The organism is Rhodococcus sp. OS5 (assembly GCF_056837585.1).
This window is the reverse complement of the sequence record NZ_CM166368.1, coordinates 5,980,579-6,000,123: the sequence shown is the minus strand read 5'-3', so window position 1 is coordinate 6,000,123 and position 19,545 is coordinate 5,980,579. Positions and strand designations below refer to the sequence as shown.

Annotated in this window: 15 protein-coding genes; 4 read left to right on the top strand and 11 right to left on the bottom strand. The window is 61.9% G+C overall.

Going from position 1 to position 19,545, the window contains the following annotated elements; translation table 11 throughout:
- Positions 1–56: 56 nt before the first annotated feature.
- The 8 genes from ACVZUB_RS28105 to ACVZUB_RS28070 all read right to left on the bottom strand — a co-directional run bounded on the left by ACVZUB_RS28105 (position 57) and on the right by ACVZUB_RS28070 (position 12,283).
- Positions 57–950, bottom strand: a complete 894-nt coding sequence (locus tag ACVZUB_RS28105; RefSeq protein WP_058038398.1) for a ChuX/HutX family heme-like substrate-binding protein — start codon at positions 948–950, stop codon at positions 57–59.
- Between the two features lie 46 nt (positions 951–996).
- Complete coding sequence (locus ACVZUB_RS28100; protein WP_482627961.1) at positions 997–2,769, bottom strand: sulfite reductase subunit alpha; 1,773 nt, start codon at positions 2,767–2,769, stop codon at positions 997–999.
- Positions 2,770–2,801: 32 nt separating this feature from the next.
- Entirely contained in the window at positions 2,802–8,270 is a 5,469-nt protein-coding gene (locus ACVZUB_RS28095) for a glutamate synthase-related protein (protein ID WP_482627960.1), read from the bottom strand.
- Between the two features lie 182 nt (positions 8,271–8,452).
- Positions 8,453–9,496: a ParB/Srx family N-terminal domain-containing protein gene (locus tag ACVZUB_RS28090; protein WP_007730324.1), complete on the bottom strand. Its 1,044-nt coding sequence runs from the start codon at positions 9,494–9,496 to the stop codon at positions 8,453–8,455.
- Between the two features lie 152 nt (positions 9,497–9,648).
- A complete protein-coding gene (locus ACVZUB_RS28085) occupies positions 9,649–10,509 on the bottom strand; it encodes a 3-hydroxyacyl-CoA dehydrogenase (protein ID WP_030536170.1) in 861 nt (286 codons plus the stop codon).
- Positions 10,510–10,524: 15 nt separating this feature from the next.
- Complete coding sequence (locus ACVZUB_RS28080; protein ID WP_030536169.1) at positions 10,525–11,139, bottom strand: TetR/AcrR family transcriptional regulator; 615 nt, start codon at positions 11,137–11,139, stop codon at positions 10,525–10,527.
- An 84-nt stretch (positions 11,140–11,223) separates the two neighbouring features.
- Complete coding sequence (locus tag ACVZUB_RS28075) at positions 11,224–11,820, bottom strand: hypothetical protein (RefSeq protein ID WP_007730333.1); 597 nt, start codon at positions 11,818–11,820, stop codon at positions 11,224–11,226.
- 4 nt (positions 11,821–11,824) lie between these two features.
- Entirely contained in the window at positions 11,825–12,283 is a 459-nt protein-coding gene (locus tag ACVZUB_RS28070; protein WP_003942982.1) for a hypothetical protein, read from the bottom strand.
- Positions 12,284–12,384: 101 nt separating this feature from the next.
- Between ACVZUB_RS28070 and pip the strand changes: the two genes are divergently transcribed.
- Positions 12,385–13,344 (top strand): prolyl aminopeptidase, encoded by a 960-nt coding sequence (pip, locus tag ACVZUB_RS28065; protein ID WP_007730337.1) that lies wholly within the window; start codon positions 12,385–12,387, stop codon positions 13,342–13,344.
- Here the strand turns inward: pip and ACVZUB_RS28060 are convergent.
- The gene (locus tag ACVZUB_RS28060) at positions 13,332–13,934 is read right to left on the bottom strand and encodes a TetR/AcrR family transcriptional regulator (RefSeq protein WP_207624043.1); all 603 of its coding nucleotides are present in this window, start codon (positions 13,932–13,934) and stop codon (positions 13,332–13,334) included. The genes pip and ACVZUB_RS28060 overlap by 13 nt on opposite strands.
- A 106-nt stretch (positions 13,935–14,040) precedes the next feature.
- Between ACVZUB_RS28060 and ACVZUB_RS28055 the strand changes: the two genes are divergently transcribed.
- A complete protein-coding gene (locus ACVZUB_RS28055) occupies positions 14,041–15,120 on the top strand; it encodes an alpha/beta fold hydrolase (RefSeq protein WP_063315498.1) in 1,080 nt (359 codons plus the stop codon).
- Here the strand turns inward: ACVZUB_RS28055 and ACVZUB_RS28050 are convergent.
- Positions 15,091–16,212 carry an endonuclease/exonuclease/phosphatase family protein gene (locus tag ACVZUB_RS28050; RefSeq protein WP_007730349.1) on the bottom strand — a complete coding sequence of 374 codons (1,122 nt, stop codon included), beginning with the start codon at positions 16,210–16,212 and terminating at the stop codon, positions 15,091–15,093. The genes ACVZUB_RS28055 and ACVZUB_RS28050 overlap by 30 nt on opposite strands.
- A gap of 132 nt (positions 16,213–16,344) precedes the next feature.
- On the opposite strand from ACVZUB_RS28050, the gene ACVZUB_RS28045 reads away from it, so the two are divergent.
- Positions 16,345–17,637 (top strand): MFS transporter, encoded by a 1,293-nt coding sequence (locus ACVZUB_RS28045; protein ID WP_007730351.1) that lies wholly within the window; start codon positions 16,345–16,347, stop codon positions 17,635–17,637.
- Here the strand turns inward: ACVZUB_RS28045 and ACVZUB_RS28040 are convergent.
- Positions 17,612–18,625, bottom strand: a complete 1,014-nt coding sequence (locus ACVZUB_RS28040; protein ID WP_007730352.1) for an ABC transporter substrate-binding protein — start codon at positions 18,623–18,625, stop codon at positions 17,612–17,614. The genes ACVZUB_RS28045 and ACVZUB_RS28040 overlap by 26 nt on opposite strands.
- An 88-nt stretch (positions 18,626–18,713) precedes the next feature.
- Here ACVZUB_RS28040 and ACVZUB_RS28035 point away from each other — a divergent pair, with 88 nt between their 5' ends.
- Entirely contained in the window at positions 18,714–19,541 is an 828-nt protein-coding gene (locus ACVZUB_RS28035; protein WP_007730354.1) for a transglutaminase domain-containing protein, read from the top strand.
- Positions 19,542–19,545: the final 4 nt, after the last annotated feature.

Here is a 19,545-nt window from a genome sequence, read left to right as displayed (position 1 = left end):
TCCATATGGTTATCGCCGTACGCCGATTTCTTACACTCGCCCAGCATCTGTCGGTGTCAGGATGCGGCCGAGATGGAACTCATGACGTCTTCCCACACGCCCATGACTGCGGGTTCGGTTGGACCCGTTTGGGTGAAGACTGCCACGCATTTGCGGCGGAAGTCGTACATCTCGATCGAGCTGGTCAGGCCGTGAACGCCGTGGGTGCGAGTCAGCCAGCACTCCGAGACACCATTCAGGTCGATCATCGTCCGGCAGGTGTCGGACGCCAAAGTCAGCGTCCCCCCGAACATGGCTGCGGCGTCGAGGTCACCACGGTGGATCTGCAGGCATCCGTTCCCGGCGACGACGGTCGTGACGGGAAGTTGGTGGTAGGACAGGTGCTCCATCCCGGCAGCCACGAGGTGAGGATCGACTCGCCGGTAACCGAGGGCGCCCAGAGCGACCAGGCCGCTACGACGTTCGCTGCCGCCGTCCGCGAGGATGAAGTCGAGCTGTGTCAGCTGATCGGCTTCGGCCCAGAATGCGGGCGTATTCGACGTCTGGATGGGAGGGCTTGTTTCCCTCGCAGTGCTCGGCGCAGTTCGCATCGCTTCGAAGGCGAGACGATCCGAGGCCGGGGTCAAATACGTGGTGTGTGAACTTGATCCGTGGATGTCGAAAATGCGGAGCGTCGGCGGTATGTGCTGCTCTGCTTCCGTGGTCACCACCGAGCCGAGGGAGGCAACGTTCAAACGCAGAGAGACGAGCCCGGGCGTGCAGACCAACGGATCTCCGGGAACTGTCGGAACGGAGTACTTGCCCGAGTCGTTGACAGCCACCGGGCCTGCGACGGTGATTGCTACGGTGTCGTCCAAGAGCGGCAACATTTCGCCGACTACGTCAGGTGCGGTGTCGATCAGTCCACCACGGAACCCCGGACGCGCAAGCAGTGCGTCCAGGTCCGACATGCGTGCCAAAGCTGCGCAACGACATTCGCCACGGTGCGGGCACATCTCAGTAGACATCCCTTAGGTACCGCTTCGATCGTTTGAGGTTGTTGACGTAATCCTCGGCGGCGTCCGCATCCAATCCGCCGTGCTCCGCGACCACGTCGTGCAATGCGTCGTCGACGTCCTTTGCCATCCGAGTGGCGTCGCCGCAGACGTACACGTGCGCACCGTTTTCGAGCCAGTCGAACAAGTCTCGGCCCTGCTCGCGCATACGAGTCTGGACGTAGATCTTCTCGGACTGATCGCGCGAGAAGGCCAGATCGAGGCGAGTCAGGACACCGTCACGGGTCAGCCCGTTCAACTCGTCCTCGTAGATGAAGTCGCTCGACTGATGCTGATCGCCGAAGAAGAGCCAATTCTGCCCCGACGCGTTGCGCGCGCGACGCTCGTGCAGGAAAGCGCGGAAGGGTGCGATACCGGTGCCGGGTCCGATCATCACGACGGGAGTAGTGTCATCGGCAGGTAGGCGGAACGAATTGTTCTTGGAGACAAAAACTCCGACCCGATCTCCCTCGCCGACGCGGTCCGCCAGGTACGTCGAGCAGACGCCGCCGCGATCCCGCTCGCCCGAGCGGTAGCGCACACTCGCTACCGTCAGATGCACGGTGCCGTCGTGGGCCAGCGGGCTGGAGGAGATCGAATAGACCCGATGTTGCAGCGGGCGAAGAAGTGTAAGCAGATCCTCGGGATTCAGGCGAATGCTGTTGTCCAACTGGAGGAGATCGAGAACGTCCTTGCCCCACAGCCACGCATCGAGCGCTTCCCGATCTTCCGTGTCGAGAATGTGCCGCAGTTCGGCGTCGCCGCTGCGTCGGGCGATGTCTTCGATCAAATCGCGCGAGGGAATCGAGATCTCGTAGTCGCTGGTCAACACCTGGTCCAACGGTGCGGACGAGCCGTCTTTCGCGGTAACCACGTAATCGCCGCTGACACCGAGCTGATGGATGATCGCCTCGACGAGGGCGGGGTCGTTGATCGGGCGGATGCCCAATCCATCTCCGGCCTCGTAGTCCAGACCGTCCTCGCCGAGCGCAAAGGTGAAGTGGCGGACTTCCTTGGCTGAGTCCTCGCCGGACAACAGCCGGTTGGCGAGGACGGTTGCAGGATAGGGGTTCTTGCGAGTCCACTGGGACTTGGTCTTCGTCTGAGCGGGCGCAACCGGCGAGGCAGCGGCCCCCGCATCACCGTCGACACCGGCCACCGCAGCGACGGCCCGAACGATCCACTCGGCCGCCGGATCCTCGTAGTCGACGTCGCAATCGGTGCGGTCGACAACCCGGGTCCCGCCGAGCGCTTCGAAGCGGGCGTCGATGTTCTTGCCCGACTGGCAGTAGCCGTCGTAGCTGGTGTCACCGAGTGCGAGTACTCCGAAGTAGAGACCCTCCAGCCGGGGCGCACTCTCGGATTCGACTGCATCCCAGAACAGCTGCGCGTTGTCGGGCATCTCGCCCTCGCCGTAGGTGGAGGTGATGACGAGCACCCGGCGCATGGCGGAAAGTGCATTGATATCCACGGTGTCCAGACTCGCGACAAGTGGTTCGAGACCGTGGGCACGAGCAGCTGCGGCTACGTCTTCAGCCAAGGACTCCGCGTTGCCGGTCTGACTTCCGTAAAGGATGTGCACGGCTGCGCCGGCAGCTCTCTCCACTGTCGCTGTTGCAGTACCGGTTTGACCGGACATGACAGTTCGCGAGTGTAGACCGGCCAGGAATCCGGAAAGCCACGCGCGCTGGTCGCCGGTGAACGGTGCGTATTCGGGGATGTACGGGATTTCCATGATTTGAAGCTCACCTACTTTCGGGGAGGAGGTCAGGACACCAGGTCGGGGATCGTGCGCGAAGCGAACAGTTCGTCGAAGTTCGGCAGTGATCCGAGCTTTTCCCGATTCTTGTTGTCTTGAAACAGAATCCACCCGTACGTCGCCGGGCTGTCCATGGCCAACACGTTGCGTAGGCTCAGCGCCTGCTTGTAGTCGTCGACCCGCTTGGCTGCAATCAGCGCAGCCAACTGTTCGTCGTCGTAGTCGGCCAGAATCTCTTTCGAGTACTTGACCAAGTGCTGGACGAGGGCGAAGTCCTCGGTCAGCACCAGGTTTCGGGCCGCTTTCTGCACTGCTGGATCGTCGGGTCCGGACGCACCCGGCGTGCGGGCGGTGGCGAGTTGTTGCGCGAAGTGAAGCACGGTGTACGCACTGAGCAGCGCATACATCGTCGCGGTATCGGTCTCGCCATAGGCGGGGACTGCTCCGTTCAGTGCGGGGCGCCCATCGCGCACTGCGAGTTTGAACGTGCGGACCTGACGTGCTGCGATGGCGGACGCCAATTCTTCGAGAAGCTCTTTGTGCGACTTCGCAGCCAGGATTGCATCGCTGTCCTGGTAAAGCATCAATGCCTTGGGCATGGCGTAGACGAACGAGTGCTGTTCGACTTCCCAGTTCTCGAGCAGTCGGGTGCCGAGCGCGGATCCCGTTGCCTCCACATGCAGTTCGAGCAGGAGTTGTACCGCGTGGTTGTGGACGGCGGCCAGAGGATCGGTCGCAGCGGTGATCGAACCCAGCAGTACGGAATCGGTACTTGCTCGCAGTGCCAATTCGCCACGAGGGTCGTACTGGTAGAAGAACCCACCACTCATGCCGTTGCCGACACCCTTGCCGAACTCGCCGAGATTCACGACAGCACCGTTAGTCATGTACTCGCCGGCGAAGTCTCCGACACCTTCGACGACAGCACTGGCGCCGGAGTTGCGAACTGCGAAGCGATCGCCTGCTTCACCTTCGACGAACACTCGTCCACCGGTGGCGCCGAAGAGCGCGAAGTTGCCGATCAACACGTTTCCACCGGCGTCACTGGAGCCGCCGCCTGGGCTGCGCACGGCAATCACGCCGCCGCTCATGCTCTTTCCTACGCCGTCGTTACATGTCCCGGTGTGTTCCAGGTGCATGCCGTCGTTGCAGAATGCGCCGAACGACAGGCCCGCAGATCCGGTCGTCAGGACGCGCACGCTGCCCGGCGCCAGGTAGCGTCGCCCACGCTCGTCGGTCAGTACTCCCGGAGCGAGAAGGCCGGCCGCTCCGTAGTTGAGTTCGCGTTCGAGGTCGATCGCCAACTGACCACCGACGCTCTTGTTCCGGTTACCCAGGTGCAGTGCACCTTCGGCGAATTCAGGTCCGGACACGGCGACCGAGGCCTCGCCACGGTTGAAGAACACCGTACGAACCTCGTCCATGATCTTCTCGTCGAGCGCGTACTCACGTTCGAGGTACACAGGATTGTCGATGGTGATGTCCGGGGCGGACTCGAACATCGCGTCCAGCTTCAGATTGCCGACAATAGACGGGTGATCGAGCAGATGCAGGAGATCCGTTCGACCCCGCGCTTCCTGAAGGGACCGCATTCCCAGATTCGCGAGCAGTTCCCGAGTTTCGTGAGCGATGTTGAGAAGGTACTGCGCCATCGCGCGGGGATCGCCGTCGAACAGTTCCGGGTTGGTGGTCAGACCGGCGGGGCACTTGATGTTGCAGTTCTTGGCCATGACGCAGCCCATCATCATCAGCGCCGACGTACCGAACTCGAAGCTGTCTGCGCCGAGTAGAGCGGAAGTGATGATGTCGCTGCCGGTCTGATGCGCGCCCGAGCATCGCAGAACGACTTTCTGGCGAAGTCCGTTGGCACACAGAGCTTGATGGACCTCCGCGATACCGACCTCGGCCGCACGACCCGCGTATTTGAGGCTGGTCACCGAAGCTGCGCCGGTGCCACCGGTATTTCCGGCGACGTTGATGACGTCGGCGCCGGCCTTGGCGACACCGACGGCGATGGTGCCGATTCCTTCCGAGGACACCAACTTCACGATCACCCGAATGCGAGCTGCCTTGCAGTCGTGGATGAGCTGAGCGAGGTCCTCGATGGAGTACGTGTCGTGGTGAGGCGGCGGCGAAACCAGTTCGACGCCGGGCGTTCCGCCGCGGGCGGCAGCGATGTCGACGGTGACCTTGGCGGCCGGAAGCTGCCCGCCCTCACCGGGTTTTGCGCCTTGGCCGAGTTTGATCTCGATCTCTTCGAGCATCGGATCGGCGAGGTAGCCCGCCCAGATTCCGAAGCGTCCGGATGCAAACTGCTTGATGCGCGATGCACGAATCGTGTTGTAGCGCGAAAGGTGTTCGCCGCCTTCGCCGCTGTTGGACATCGCACCGACCATGTTCGTGCCGTGCGCGACGGCTTCGTGCGCCGGAGCGTTCAGTGCGCCATGGCTCATGGCACCCGACGCCAACTTCGGGGTGATGTCGCTTGCACTCTGTACCTCGGAGAGAGGTACACCTGCCGGTGCGACCCTCAGCTTGGAAAGGAACTCTGCCGCAATACCGGTTGCATTCAGCACCAGATCCGGGTCGGTGGCCTCGATGGTGACGTCGTCGGCAAAGGCGACGGAAAGAGCATCGCCGAGTGCTACCACCCGAGCGGTGTCGTCGGCCAGTGGACCGTCCAGGCTAAGTGTGTACCGGCCGTCCGCGGCAGATTCACACCGGATTCCACGCATCACGATCGTCTTATTGCCGCGCACCGAGAATCGGCTGATCTGGTCGGTGAACTCGGCTGTCGTCACCGCAAATGTGACATCACCGGGCACGGAGATGACATCGCGCAACGCGGCGGGACGACGCGATCGTTCCGCAGCCATGACAGTGGAAAAGTCCCGGTACCCGGCGGTGATGTCGAAGTCGTCGATCTGCTCGGTGGTCAACCGGTCGAAGCTCGTCGCCCGGTAGGCCCCCGCATCGAGGCGGAAGGCGTCGTCGAGCCGTCCGAGCGGCAGTAGAATTAGAGCCTCGAATTGTTCTGTTCCGGAGGGACTGTCGAACGCGATCTTCTCCTCGGTGAGTTCGACGTACTTACGGACCGCGGTGGTACCGAACGAATGCCCTGCGCCGTCTGCACGCTCCTTGAACAGGCCGAGCAGTGGCAGATCCTTCTCGCCCCCGACTTCGCTCGCACGCTCGTGCCACTGCTTCGAGGTCACCGCGACGGTGTCGAAACCGACGCCACCCACCGGTGACTTCATGTTGGGGAACCACTGGCGCAGAACAGGGTCGGAAGTGTCGAGGAAGTTGGGTTCGAAGAATTCTCCACCGATGTAGCTCTCGACGGTGCACAGACCGACGCGTCCCATCGTCTTCATCAGGGACTTCTCGGCGGCCTTCGCGAAGCGTCGGAACGCGGCGTCCGGGTCAGCGGCGAACTTCTCCTCGGCTCGCAACTGAACGGACAGCGGGTAGACGGCGGAAGCGCCGAAACCGAGTGCGGCCGCAACGTGGTGTGAGGACTCGATCTGGCCGCTCTCCACGATGAGAGAGACGCGCAATCGCAGGCCCGCGTCGATGAGGCGTTGGTTCAATGCTCCGACGACCATGATCGCGGGAAGTGTTGCGCGCTCGTGAGATACGTGGCGGTCGGTCAGGACTGCGATTCCGCCCTGTTCGGCCGCGAAGGCTACAACAGCGTCGCCGAGCGCGGTCATCGCGTCGACCATTGCCTGCGCGTCACCCTCGGCGGGGTAGAGCATTTCGAAGCGGCGGTGCGGAGTGTGGTTCTGTTCGCGGATCTTGAGCATGTCCAGGTGCCCGAGGATCGGCGAGGCGATGACGATCTGCTTGCCCTGTCCGGGGGACATCTTCGCACCCAATGCGACCCGGAGGGTCATACCGTCCGCTTCACGGATGCTGTCGAGCGGAGGGTTGGTGACCTGGGCGAATCGCTGTGAAAAGTAACGTGCCACACCGCCTTCGCGGTCGCTGAATGCGTTGATGGCGTTGCCGTAACCCATGGCGGAGACCTTTTCGGTTCCGTGCGTGAGCATCGGATCCATCAGGAATTTGAAACTTTCCTGATCCAGGGAGTACGCCATGTAGCGCTGATGTATCTCGAAGGTGCCGTTGTAACGGGTCGGGGAGCTGACTTTCTCCGCTGGCACGGCGGGAATGTCTTCGATCAGGATTCGCGATTGCTCCAGCAACGACTGGTAGTCGCGCTGAGCGGCAATCTTTTCCAGAGCTTCGCGGGCAGTGTAGATATGGCGATCGCGATGATCGAAGTACAACATTCCGCCGGCCTCGACGCGGCCACGGTGAATCACCGTCTCGGGTGCGAACGCGATCTGTCCGGCTTCGGAGAATGCGCACACGTAGTCGTGCGTCTCGATCGTGCGTAGTGGACGCAGACCGAGGCGATCCAGGCGCGCACCGATGATGGTGCCGTCGCCGAACACCAGCGCTGCCGGTCCGTCGTTCTTCTCCTCGTACAGCGAGAAGTACTCGAACATCGCACGCACTGCGGGGGAGAGAGTGGTGTCGTTTTCCCAGGCCGGCGGCATCATCGAGACCACAGCCGTCACCAGGTCGACACTGTCCTCGATGACGCGAGCTTCCAGGGTCTGATCGAGTCGGCAACTGTCGGACTGGCCGGGCGGACGGACGATCGCACGTCGTTTTGCGCTTGCCACCGCTGCTTCGGAGAGCCGATTCTTCTTGTCGGTGTTCAGTTCTCCGTTGTGAGCCATGAATCGGAACGGCTGCGCCATCGTGGGATGCGGGTCCGTGTTGGTCGAGAACCGCGTGTGGAAGTACATCGTGTGGACAGCGTGATCGGGGTCGACCAGGTCGCGGAAGTACGGGATCACTTCGTCGGAGTTCAAGCGGCCCTTGAGAACCTGAGTCCTCGCGCTGAGGGACAGTGGGTACAAACCGCGTAGTGCAGGGGTGTTGTACGCGATGGCTTCGATGGCGAGCAGAGCTTCGTGCACGAGGCGATCGACAACCGCAGGCTCGGGACGCGGAGTGGGGACCTCGAAAATCCACTGCCTGATCGGAAGCTGATGCGCGATGGCTGCCGGCCGAATCGCCGAGTCGTCGACCGGCACGTTGCGCACAGCGAGGGTGGTGAAGCCTCGGTCCAGAAGTTCGCGTTCCACCAGAGCGGCTGCACGAGCATGCTGAGCATCGTTGTCCGGAAGGAAGAAGTTGCCGACGCAGAAGCGGCCGGCGCGGAGATCTGAGCGCCCGGTGACCTTGCGGAAGAACCGGAGGGAGAGGTCAACCGAGACACCGCCGCCGTCGCCGATGCCCTCGGAAGACATACCGCCGCGGTGCGGTACCGAGCAGAGTGCTTCTCGCCCCTTGATCAGGACATCGTGGGTCTGCACGCCGTCCTTGCGCGTGATGAACCCGACCCCGCAACTGCTCTTGTCATCTGAGGGGTCGTACAAACCGACGATGGACGTGCTCACTGCAGCAACCTTCTCCCTGTCCTGGTTGCCCGGAGATTGTTCGACCGGGCAGATACGACGGCATGTATTCCGTCAGGGCAGGGCGTCGCTGCTTCGATGAAGCGGCACCCGAATGGGATCAGACTACTGAGTAGAGGCTTACCTTAGTCAAGTCTACTTGGTGTGACTTGGATCTGAGCAGGTCAGAGGGTTGCTTTGTAGGCAAGTGCGTAGGCGATCTTGCCCGGCTTGTCGTCTGTGTACGGCTTGGACAGCTTTGCGAACTCGCCCTTGGACTCGGCTTTGCCGTCGTTCCAGGCCGACAGGACGCCAAGATCGGTGGCAGTGAATCCGCTGTCGACGACGGCATCGCCCGTCAACGCTGTCTGTGCTTTGGTCACCGACTTCACGGTGCCCAGGTAGCTGGAGAGATCATCGCGATTCCAGTTGGTGAGGTCGACGGGCGCGGTGTCGCGGACCCAGGCGCCCCAGTAGAACTCCTGGAACGGAATCGTGCCTGCGGCGAATCCGATGTCGCGGGAGAAGTACATCAAGCTGCGGTACTTGTCGTCGGCGAAGTTGGCCAGGCCGACGCTCTTCGGCAGAGCCTGGACCGGTACCTGGTTTCCGTCGACGTCACGCGACCAGACCCACTTGTTCTTTTCCATCTCGGTCCAGAAGGCGCCTTCACTCAGGCCACTGAGGTTGCCGAGAACCCGCAGTCGCACGTGCAGGTCGGGGCCTCCGTCGGCCGTCTCGATGAAGGACGTGAGGGTGTGGTGACCGTCGGTCAGGTAGAGATCGCCGCGGGGTCCGACGACCACGGTCTTCATGGGCGCGATGCTCTCGGCGGTTTCCTGACCCACTGGAATCTGGCAGGTGAAGGACGACGGGTCCTTCAGCGTCGACGCCGCAGTAGCGGTCGCGGCCTGGATCTGGCCGTTCGCCTCACACCAGTCGTCGAACTTCTTGTTGATCGTGTCTTTTCCGAGCGTGTATCGCCCGAGCTTGTAGTACACCTCGTCGTAGCCGAGTGACGGTTGTGTCGCGTGAACGTCGCCGATGCGCACGTCCAGGAGATCACCTTCCTTGGCGCACAGGTACTCCGATCCGCCGGCGGAGCCTGAGAACGAACCGGTGGAGATTCCGCCACACGCGAGGGGAGCGGCGACAGCGGGAGTGCTGACCAATGTTCCGGCGCCGAGCAGTGCCAGTGTTGTGAGTGCCGAGATGGCGGAACGACGCATGTGGGGATCTCTCCTGATGATGGGTTCGCACGTGAAGAAGCTTGCGTCACAATCGCTCAGGGTGGTTTCGGACTTACTGACAACAGACGTCCGCGCGGTGGCTACCACGTGAATTCACGTCGTAACCACCGCGCGGTGAGCCGGTAAGTCGGTCAGCCCTTGTAGTTGTAGAAGCCCTCGCCGACAGCAACGCCGAGCTTGCCTTCATCGATGTAGTTCTTCTTGATGTAGTCGGCGAATTCGCGCTGCTTCTCGCCGCCCTGGGAGGAGATGTTGTAGACGGTGGTCAACCCGACGACGTCCATGATCTGGAAGGGGCCGAACGGGGCTCCGGTGCCGATACGCCACGTCTTGTCGACCATGTCGGGATCGGCGATGCCGTCGATCAGCAGGTCGGAGGCCGCGTTGAGGAGCGGGACCAGGAGCGAGTTGAGTACGTAGCCCGCCTTCTCCTTCTTGAGTTCGATCGGCACCATGCCGATGTTCTTCGCGAACTCGACGACCTCGCGGTACACGGCGGGGTCGGTGGACTCGGTGCCCATGACCTCGGCAGTGTTGTTGACCCACACGTGATTTGCGAAGTGCAATGCGAGGAACTTCTCGGGGCGGCCGGTGAACTCCTTGAGATCGCTCGGCAGCAGCGTCGAGGAGTTGGTAGCGAACACCGTGTGCTCAGGAGCAACCGTGGCAAGCTTCTCGTAGGTGTCGCGCTTGATGGCGATGTCCTCGGGAATTGCCTCGATGACCAGGTCGGCCTTGGCGACGGCTTCGCCTAGATCGTACGAGTACGTAATACGTTGCAGCGCTTCGTCAGCCTTGCCTTCCTTGGCGCCCTCGACGTTCTCGGCCTTGTAGGCCGCGGCCAACGAGTCGAACCGAGCCTTGGCCTTTTCGATGACCTCGGCGTTGATGTCGTACGCGACGACGTCGAAGCCGTGATAGGCGGTCTGATAGGCGATCTGTGAGCCGAGAACTCCGGTACCCAGAACGGTGATCTGCTTCAGTTCAGTCATTTTCGATCCTCAATCCTATTCGGTGGGTAGTCCGGCAAGCGTCAATCGGACCTGTGCGGCAACGATGTTCGTGAGTTCGTCAGCCGTGATCCGGTCCAATGCCGCGCGGGCTATTTCGAAGTGCAGCACGTTGGAAATCGTTCGCGCTGCAGTGGTGGTTCGGGTGGTGTGGTTGGGGTGTGCCTCGTGCAAGATTTGCGCAATCCGCGTTTGCAGGCGCTGCGAGAGTTCCAGGCCTTCGGCCCGGAAACACTCGCTGGGCTCACCGAACAACACCTCGCGTTGGTAGATGCCGGTGTTCTCGTCGTTTCGGCGACTTGCGATCAGCAGGGGTGAAACCAGCTCGAGCACACGATCTTCTGTGCCGGTCGACTTGGCTTCACGCTCTTCTCCCAATTCGATCTGCTTGCGGTATTCCGCGTTGTACACCATGAGCAGCAACTCGGCTTTGCTTGCGGCGTAACGAAAGAGAGTGCCGCCGGCTACATCGGCGCGGTCGGCAATTTCTTGAGTTGTGACTGCGCTGTAGCCCTTTTCCGCGAACAGTTCGGCAGCGGCGTCGAAGATGCGTGTCTGCTTCTCGAGTTTGTTGCGTTCGCGACGGCCCAGCTCTTGGTCCGGCTTCGTCATCCCGCTCACCTCGTTCCATTTCGGATCACGCTCATAAATGAGTCTACTCCGAAATATCGGGAGGGTGGAGTCTCCTCCGTCACATCACCGCAGTCCGCTGACCCAACCGGCGAACACGTCTGAGAACACGTCCGCTTCGCACGCATGCGCCGATTCGGGATAGGCGCACTCTGGGTATCCGGCGACGACGGCGGCAAGTTCGACGTTGCAACACTGCGCCAAGAGGCCACGCAGGAGATCCGCAACCGACCAACCCGCGACGGATACCGCAGGGATTCCCTCTTCCTCGTACACCTTCACCAGATCGGCGTGCCTCCAGGACAATTCCTCGGCCACCAGTGCATCAGGGTTGAAAGACATGGCGCGGTCGAGTGATCCGCGCAGAAGTGAGTGCGGATCGTCCTCGCCGCGAAGCCTGGTCGCGAGGTCCGCCGGCGCCTTCTGCATGACGAACATCCAAGGTTTGCCGTCGGGAAAGACTCCACCGAAGCCTGCCACGTTGAACGGTAGGTGGCTACTGAGAAAATCGGTCTCCACGTCGACGTGTTGATCGTCGCCCAGATGAATGAAGTGGCCGGAGGCAATCTCCTCGCCCATTGCCGGCTCAGCCCATGTGTTGTTCCACAGATCGGTCATCCGACTGCCTTCGGGAAAATCGAGAACCTCGAAGAGAAAACCCATGTCTCTACAACTCCCCGTCGAAGTGGGTGGTTACTCCACCGGTCAGTCGAGAAACCGTCTGCGCCGAGGTCGCGAGGACGACTCGGCTTGTCTCGAAGGTCATCTCGTCGCGTTCGGTGTCCTCCGATTCGGGATCTTCGGCGAGTGAGAAGTCGAGTTCCACCTCTCGATCGGTGCTGGAACAGACCGAGATCATCAGCCCGAGTCGTTCGTCGGTGAACGCCGGAAGCGATTTCTCGGGATGGAAGTCTGCGGCCGCGTGAAAGAAGAACGCCGCCAGCCGTTCGACGAATCCGTCGTCCGTATGTCGGCTGAGATACTGATTGAAGCGGTCGGGGCTGAGCAGCCCGACGTCGAAAACGAGTGTGGGTACGTCGGATTCGAAGACAGTGGCGGGAACCGCATGACTGCGAAGGAAGACTGCGGCGCCGCCGTATCCCGGCAACCTGAACCCATCACGCATCTGGTGTACTCCCGTCGCAGTGGTGTCCTGTCCACGCTAGGCCATTGCTCGGCCGCGTGCTGCCTACTCGAGTAGGCAGCTTGATGGAAGAATCACCGCCTATGACTGCTGTCCTGTACCCGCCCGTCGAACCGTACGAGTCCGGTCTGTTGGAAGTGGCGGATGGTCAGAGTCTGTACTGGGAGACAGTCGGCAATCCTGCGGGCATTCCGGTTCTCTACCTCCACGGCGGTCCCGGTTCGGGATGCACTGTCGGCGCCAGGCGTTTCTTCGATCCCGAAGTCTTTCGCGCAGTTCTGTTCGATCAGCGAGGCTGTGGGCGCAGTCTTCCGCTAGCGAGCAGTCCGGACGTCGATCTGACCGTGAACACCACGGCGCACATTGTGGAAGACATCGAGCGTCTTCGTGAGCATCTCGGTATCGAGCGATGGATCGTGACGGGACTTTCCTGGGGCGTGAGTTTGGGTCTGGTGTACGCGCAGGCGTTTCCCGCGCGGGTGCAAGCGATGGCCCTGGGCGCGATCACCGGCGGGACGAGGGTCGAAATCGAGTGGATCACCCGTGCCATGGGCCGGGTATTTCCGCGTGAATGGGAAGAGTTCGTGGCGCCGTTGCCGGTGGACGAGCGTGACGGAAACCTCCCCGCGGCGTACGCGCGACTGCTTGCCGATCCGGATCCTGTTGTGCGCGAGAATGCCGCGTTGCAGTGGTGCCGTTGGGAAGACGTGCACGTGTCGCTGATGCCGGGGTGGACTCCGAGTGTTCGATACCAGAATCCGGACTTCCGCCGGGTGATGACCAGGCTGGTTACGCATTACTGGGGTAACGACTGCTTCCTGGCGCCGAATCAGATATTGGACGGAATGGACCGTCTCGCTGAGATTCCCGCGATTCTCGTGCACGGACGGTATGACATTTCCGGGCCACTCGACACTGCCTGGGCGATCCACCGGCGTTGGCCGGGTAGTGAGTTGGTGGTACTCGACGGCGCCGGGCATGGCGGCAGCGGATTCAACGAGGCAATCGTGGAAGCGCTGAATTCACTGGCTCATTCGGCCTGATCGAGTGCCCCGGCGCGGGCCGCAGCGAGCGCGCCGGCAGCAGCACGATCGGCAACCGACTGGTCGACGGGTAGATCGGCGACCAGCAGGCGATAGTAGATGGGTGCGGCGACGGCCGCCAGAAGATCAGCGGCCGAGACCTGCTCGGAGATCTCCCCGCGCTCGACTGCTCGGCGAACGACGATGTCTGCCAGTTCGTAACGTGCGGAATAGAACTCGCGCTTGAGTCTCGCGACCTCGGGCGTGCGGACCGCATCGGAGAACAGTGCAGCCACCAACGCGCCGCCTGACTCGCTGGTCACCAGTGCGACTATCGATCTGGCCATCTCGCGCAGGTCGGATTCGATGGAACCGGTATCCGGGATGGGGACGGTGGTTGCCGATACCTCGACGGCCGCGTCGGCCACCAACTGGGACAGCGTGCTCCACCGCCGGTAGATCGTGGTCTTGTGGACTCCGGAGCGGGTGGCTATGTCCTCGATGGTCATCGCGGCGAATCCGCGTTCGGACAATTCGGCCGCCGTGGCTGCCAGGACGGCCTCGCGCACCCTGGCACTACGCCCTCCGGGCCGTTGTGGTGTCGAAGTCATGAGTCAACCTTATCGCAACAAGGTGTTGTGTTAGCTGGAGGCACGTGGTTCACTGAGCTAATGCAACTGATCGTTGCATTAGAGATGAATTGAGGGGTGTTTTCCCATGTCATACGAATTTCCTGTCGATCACCGAGGCCTCTTCGAAGAGCGCACAGGACAGTTTCTGAGCTTCGGGCTCCCCGTCTCGGATCTCGAGGAACTGCGCGCGTCCATCCACTCGACCTGGGCCGACGCGCCGGGTGGTTGGTCGTACGAGTGGTCGGCGTTGGCAGCAAAGTACTCCGCGGCCGGCAATCATTCACTCGCGGCGATGATCTACGGAATCGCCAAGTTCCCCGTCCTGGCCAACGATTCGCGGCGCCGGGCCCTGCAGAATCAGGTGGACGAATACGTCAAGGCAGCACCGGGATTCGGGCTCGAGTTCGAGCGTCGAATCCTGTCCCTGCCCTACCGATCCGGCGAGATCGAGCTACCGGTGCACATTCTCTCCGTGGACGGGAGGTACGAGGATGCACCCGTCCTGTTGCTCAGCGGCGGCGTCGACGGCTGGAAGATGGACATGCATCCGTTGGTCAGTGCGTTCGCGAAGAACGCCGGAGTGACTGTTGTTGCTTTCGACCAGCCGGGAACTGGTGAATCACCGGTTCCTCTCGACGCTTTCGGTGACGAGGTGATCGACGGACTGGTGGCGACGGCTCGCGCCCTCGGCAATGGCCAGGTGGCACACCTGGGAGTCTCCTTCGGTGGCAACTTCGCCGTGCGGTCGGGGTTGACCGGCGCCGTCGATGCGGTGATCAACATCGGCGCCCCGGTCAAGGGCGCGTTCGAGACCGCGAACGCGGAGCGCCTGGTCTACGGCATGGGTGACATCGTCGGAAACGCACTGGGTTTCGATGCACCGGCAACCAAAGAGGCGCTGGTACAGGGTCTGCGTGCTTTCGATCGCAGTGTCTTGATGACCGCCGACGACGGCCGGACCCCGATGCTTGTGGTCAACGGGGCCGACGACGTTCACATCCCGCTCTCCGACACCACTCTCTTCGAGGAGCGCCCGAACACGCAGGTACACGTCATCCCGGATGCGGGGCACTGCGCAGTGACCAAGCTGCCCGAGTTGACGCCGATGATGATCGAGTGGCTACGAGATGCCCTGTCAGGAACCGCTCCACGAACCGGTCGATGATCCGCCGCCGAAGCTGGCAAAACGATACGTCGCAAGAACGGCCTTGTGATCGGTCGGCCACGGCGTCGGTGAAGCGATGAAGTTGTCCTGGGAGTTCTCCTCCACTCTTTTGTTGTGCACGATCGTCTTTCGCGGGCCGATGATCCCGACGGATCCCAGCTTCAGGTCGGAAGCGCGGTCGGCGAAGATGTAGTCGATCCGATCGCGTTCGTCTGCCTCGGGTGCCCAGGTGAGCTGTGAGGTGTCGACGTCGGGATTGTCGGACGGCCAGGTGAAGCCCGGGTGTGTGGCCGGGTTCGGGTACTTACTGCGGTAAGCGTCGACGAATCCGGCTTGGTCGAGCAGGCGGGTGGATTCCCAAGGAACGACTACACCGTTGTGGTCGAACAGATTTCGCGTGCTGTCGGTCCAATCCAGGGCCGACGGTTCGTTGAAATCGCCACCGAGGATGACGGATCTGCCCTTGGCCCGTTCTTTTGCCGCATCGTCGACGAACGTCGAAATTGCCTTGGGTCGTCCCGAATTGATGTTCACACGCTGAACCGTCTCGGGGTCCGTGACCGGACCGGACGGCATCTTGTTCCAACCGAACTCGGAGAACTCTCCGGGCTTGGGAACACCCGCGCCGTATCCGCGCGGTAGATACGTCGCGTAGGACGTGTAGGCCAGATGTGCCGAGTAGGCGGCGATTTGTTTGCCGTCGACCGTCACGACTGCCTTGATCATCGAGTTCAGGTCGGCTGTTTCCTCGATCGGAAACTTGGAGAGAATCCCCACGTCGGAGGACGCTGCTCCGTAGAAGGTGGTTCCTGATTTGGTCAGCATGTCCGCCAATGCAGTTGTCGCAGTGCCGGCTTCCGACAGGAGTACTATCGACGCCTGTGTCGAGATGATCATGTCGGCGATCAGCTGCAGGCCACCGTTGATCTTGGTTCCGCCGTGCCAGGTGTTGAGGGAGAGCACTTTGATCTCCTGCGCGGGGCTCGCCCCCGCGACGGAGGTATTGGCACCCAATGTAAATGCGCTCGCGGTGACTGTGCCCGCGGCTACCGCCATCGCCTTGACCATCTGGCGGCGCGTCAATCCATTCATCAAATCCCGGCTCTCGTTGTCGTGTGCTCGAACCCCCGGAAGATGATTACCATCGCTACCTAAACGGACAGTTAACCAATTGTAAAATGGCAGATTTCCACAGAACGCCGTGCGGGCAATAGTCTTCTGATCGTGGTACTCAGTGAGCGTTTCCCCGGTAACAAGACCTTCGCAAAGGTTCGTGTCCTGCCGCCGGTGGTGAAGCTGCTCCTCCTCTCGATGGTGCTGTTCAACATCGGGTTCTATCTGGTTGTCCCCTTTCTGGCGGTGCACCTTTCGGAGGACCTCGGATTTGCGGCCTGGATTGTCGGCCTCGTCCTCGGATTGCGGATGTTCAGTCAGCAGGGCATGTTCTTCATCGGTGGAAGCCTCGCCGACAGGTTCGGCAAGCGTCCGATCATCCTGCTGGGCATAGCCGTTCGTGTAGTCGGTTTTCTGATGCTCGGTCTGGCAGAAAGCATGAGCGCCGTGATCGTCGGCGTGCTCCTGGTCGGCTTTGCTGCCGCGCTCTTCGCGCCCGCAGTGGAGTCGGCCAACGCGGAGTACGGACGCGAACTCGAGTCCGCCGGAGTTATGCGTCGTACCGATTTGTTTGCAGTGGAACAGATGTGCAGCCGCCTGGGAACAGTGATCGGTCCGGCGCTGGGAGCTGCTCTCCTGATGTTTCCGTTCTCGTGGACGGCGTCGAGCGCCGCGTTGCTCTTCGCGATCATGTGGGTCGGGTTCTTCATCTGGTTCCCCCGACCGGGCGATGCCCACGACGGCCCGGTGTCGACCTATACGCTGCGCGACGTCTGGCGAAGCGTCCTGACCAACAACAACTTTCTGCTCTTCGCGACGCTCTGCAGTTTTCAGCTGGTTGCGTACAGCCAGCTGTACCTGATGCTTCCGGAACAGCTCGAGCGCGGAATCGGTTCGCAGTCGGCGCTGGGATGGTTCTACGTGGGCGCGGCGGTGTTGGTGATCGTCGGGCAGGGACCGACGGTCGCGGTTGCCCACCGCATCGGGCATCGGCGCGCGATCACCTTCGGGCTTGTGCTCATTTCGGTGTCGTTCCTGGTTCCGCTGGTCACCGGCGTCGACTCCGCAGCTTCGGCGTCGACGCAGATAGTCGGTCTGGCGGTGTGGATCGGGCTGCTGCACCTGGGACAGATGTTGATGGTGCCGCCGATGCGAGACACCATCGCGATCCTCGGTCGTGAAAGCAACCTCGGAGCGCACTTCGGCATGCTCAACACGATCGGCGGTCTGCTCGCGCTCCTGGGAACCGTGGGAGTCGGATTCGTGTACGACCTCGTCGACAACGGCCACGCAGCGCCGGCGTCACCATGGGTGATCGTTGCGCTCTGCGTGGCCGTGTCGGCTGTGGTGTTGTGGGTGTGGTCAGGCCGAACGAAAGTTATCGACCAGCGATCGTCTGATTGATCTTTGCGACGAAATCTTCCAGCACAAACGGAATGGTGAGTGGGTTCGGCATGGACACCGCGTCACTGACGATGGGGTCCAAGCTGATCAGGCCTCCGGTCTCGACCACGTTCAGATTGGTGAACGCCGGCTGCGACTCCATCTCGGCGCGAGCCTTCTCGTAGTTGTCGAAGAGCAGGTAGTCGCACTCGAGGAGGTCGTAGTTCTCGGCGGAGATCTCGTAGTTCAGCTTGCCCGCGAACCGATCCTTCAGTGCGGCAGGCGCCGTGAATCCCAATTGCGTGAGCAGCTGAGCCCGCGCTGCCTCGGGGCTGAACGCTCGCAGATTTCCGTCGCTCCAGCGAATGACGAGAGCTGCTGTCTTGCCTTCGAACTGGGGGTTCTCCGCGCGGGTGCGAACGATGAGGTCTTCGACTTCCTGGACCTCCTTCTTTGCCTGCGCGGGAACGCCCACAGCCGTACCGATGCGGGTCGTGACTTCCTGCCAGGGCAGAACCCAATCCGTCTGATCGGCGGCGTGCAGCACCGTCGGCGCGATGGCGCTGAGCTGCTTGTACAGATCCTCGTCGATCGCGTTGTTGACGGCGATGATCAGGTCAGGCGCTGCAGCCACGATCGTTTCGATGTCGAAATCGGTGGTGGCGTTGGCCAATGGCGTCGGCTCGGCGCCCTGGACTGCGGAGTCGGCCCAGACGCCGATTCCGTCGTCGGTCGATCCCTTCCACACCGGGACCAGGACGGGCGTCAGCCCGAGGGAAAGCAAAACGTCCGCGTCGCCGATACCGACCGCTGCGATGCGGCTGGGTGCCTGCTCGATGGTGGTGGAGCCGAACTTGTGGTCGATCGTCACCGGGAAGGCGTTGGCCTCGGCGTGAGCACCTTCGGTGCCGGGAGTGGATTCGTCCTTCGCACTGTCGCCGCAGGCAGCAAGGGCGAAACCGGCTGCTGTTGCGAAAGTGACGGACAGCATGGCACGGCGGCTCAACATAGGGTTCACGGCAACCTCGGGTTTCATGGTTATGGGACCCTAACCATAGTGGAGTTGCTGTGTCGGCAGTGTTTGTTAACCTCCGCCCATGACGGCGGTTCTCGACTACACATCAGCAGGACCGTTCACCCGCATCGACGGGGTGGACATGCTCGCCCTCGAGTCGCTCCCCACCGACCCCATGCAAATATGCCGGGTAGTGCCGTACCTGGTGGTCCAACCCACCGATGCTCAGTCGCTGAATCTGCCTGCCGACCGATTCGACGAAAACCAGATCCGGCCGGCAAGCGTTCTGCTTCAACGCCTGCTTGCGCTCGATCCGGCACCGGTGACCTCCGCCCGAGAACCCGACAAGCGGCTCGTCGGAACCTGTCGGCACTTTGCTGTTTTGAGTTGTGCGTTTCTGCGCTATCGCGGAATTGCCGCTCGCGTCCGCTGTGGTTTTGCCACCTACTTTCAACCGGGACAGGGCGTGGACCACTGGATCACCGAGTACTGGGACGACGCCGGCAAGCGGTGGATCCGCATCGATTCGGAGATCCTCGGACAAAACGTCCTTCCTCGCGCCCATGATCTGCAGCCGGGAGAATTCCTCAGTGGTGGTGAGGCGTGGCTGGCGTATCGACGCGGCGTGATCGACGGGTCCCAGTTCGGGGTGTACGGCACCGAGAACTGGGGGCCGGCCGAGATCCGCGGCAACGCAGTGAAGGATCTTGCCGCGATGAACAAGGTCGAAACTCTGCCGTGGGACGAGTGGGGTCGTATGACGGACGCCTACGACGGAAAGACAGGCGCCGACTACGACCTACTGTTGGACGATGTCGCCGCGGTGTGCGCCGCCGACGATCCCGTTGCCGTGCGAGCACTGTACGAGCACGATGACTTGCGCGTGCCGGACAAGCTGATTCGTTTCTGAGATG

Excerpts from the sequence above, each read along its gene's own strand:
- ACVZUB_RS28105 (WP_058038398.1), bottom strand. The coding sequence starts at position 950 with ATGTCGGACCTGGACGCACTGCTTGCGCGTCCGGGGTTCCGTGGTGGA.
- ACVZUB_RS28100 (WP_482627961.1), bottom strand. The coding sequence starts at position 2,769 with ATGGAAATCCCGTACATCCCCGAATACGCACCGTTCACCGGCGACCAG.
- ACVZUB_RS28090 (WP_007730324.1), bottom strand. The coding sequence starts at position 9,496 with ATGCGTCGTTCCGCCATCTCGGCACTCACAACACTGGCACTGCTCGGC.
- ACVZUB_RS28085 (WP_030536170.1), bottom strand. The coding sequence starts at position 10,509 with ATGACTGAACTGAAGCAGATCACCGTTCTGGGTACCGGAGTTCTCGGC.
- ACVZUB_RS28080 (WP_030536169.1), bottom strand. The coding sequence starts at position 11,139 with ATGACGAAGCCGGACCAAGAGCTGGGCCGTCGCGAACGCAACAAACTC.
- ACVZUB_RS28075 (WP_007730333.1), bottom strand. The coding sequence starts at position 11,820 with ATGGGTTTTCTCTTCGAGGTTCTCGATTTTCCCGAAGGCAGTCGGATG.
- ACVZUB_RS28070 (WP_003942982.1), bottom strand. The coding sequence starts at position 12,283 with ATGCGTGATGGGTTCAGGTTGCCGGGATACGGCGGCGCCGCAGTCTTC.
- pip (WP_007730337.1), top strand. The coding sequence starts at position 12,385 with ATGACTGCTGTCCTGTACCCGCCCGTCGAACCGTACGAGTCCGGTCTG.
- ACVZUB_RS28060 (WP_207624043.1), bottom strand. The coding sequence starts at position 13,934 with ATGACTTCGACACCACAACGGCCCGGAGGGCGTAGTGCCAGGGTGCGC.
- ACVZUB_RS28055 (WP_063315498.1), top strand. The coding sequence starts at position 14,041 with ATGTCATACGAATTTCCTGTCGATCACCGAGGCCTCTTCGAAGAGCGC.
- ACVZUB_RS28050 (WP_007730349.1), bottom strand. The coding sequence starts at position 16,212 with ATGAATGGATTGACGCGCCGCCAGATGGTCAAGGCGATGGCGGTAGCC.
- ACVZUB_RS28040 (WP_007730352.1), bottom strand. The coding sequence starts at position 18,625 with ATGTTGAGCCGCCGTGCCATGCTGTCCGTCACTTTCGCAACAGCAGCC.
- ACVZUB_RS28035 (WP_007730354.1), top strand. The coding sequence starts at position 18,714 with ATGACGGCGGTTCTCGACTACACATCAGCAGGACCGTTCACCCGCATC.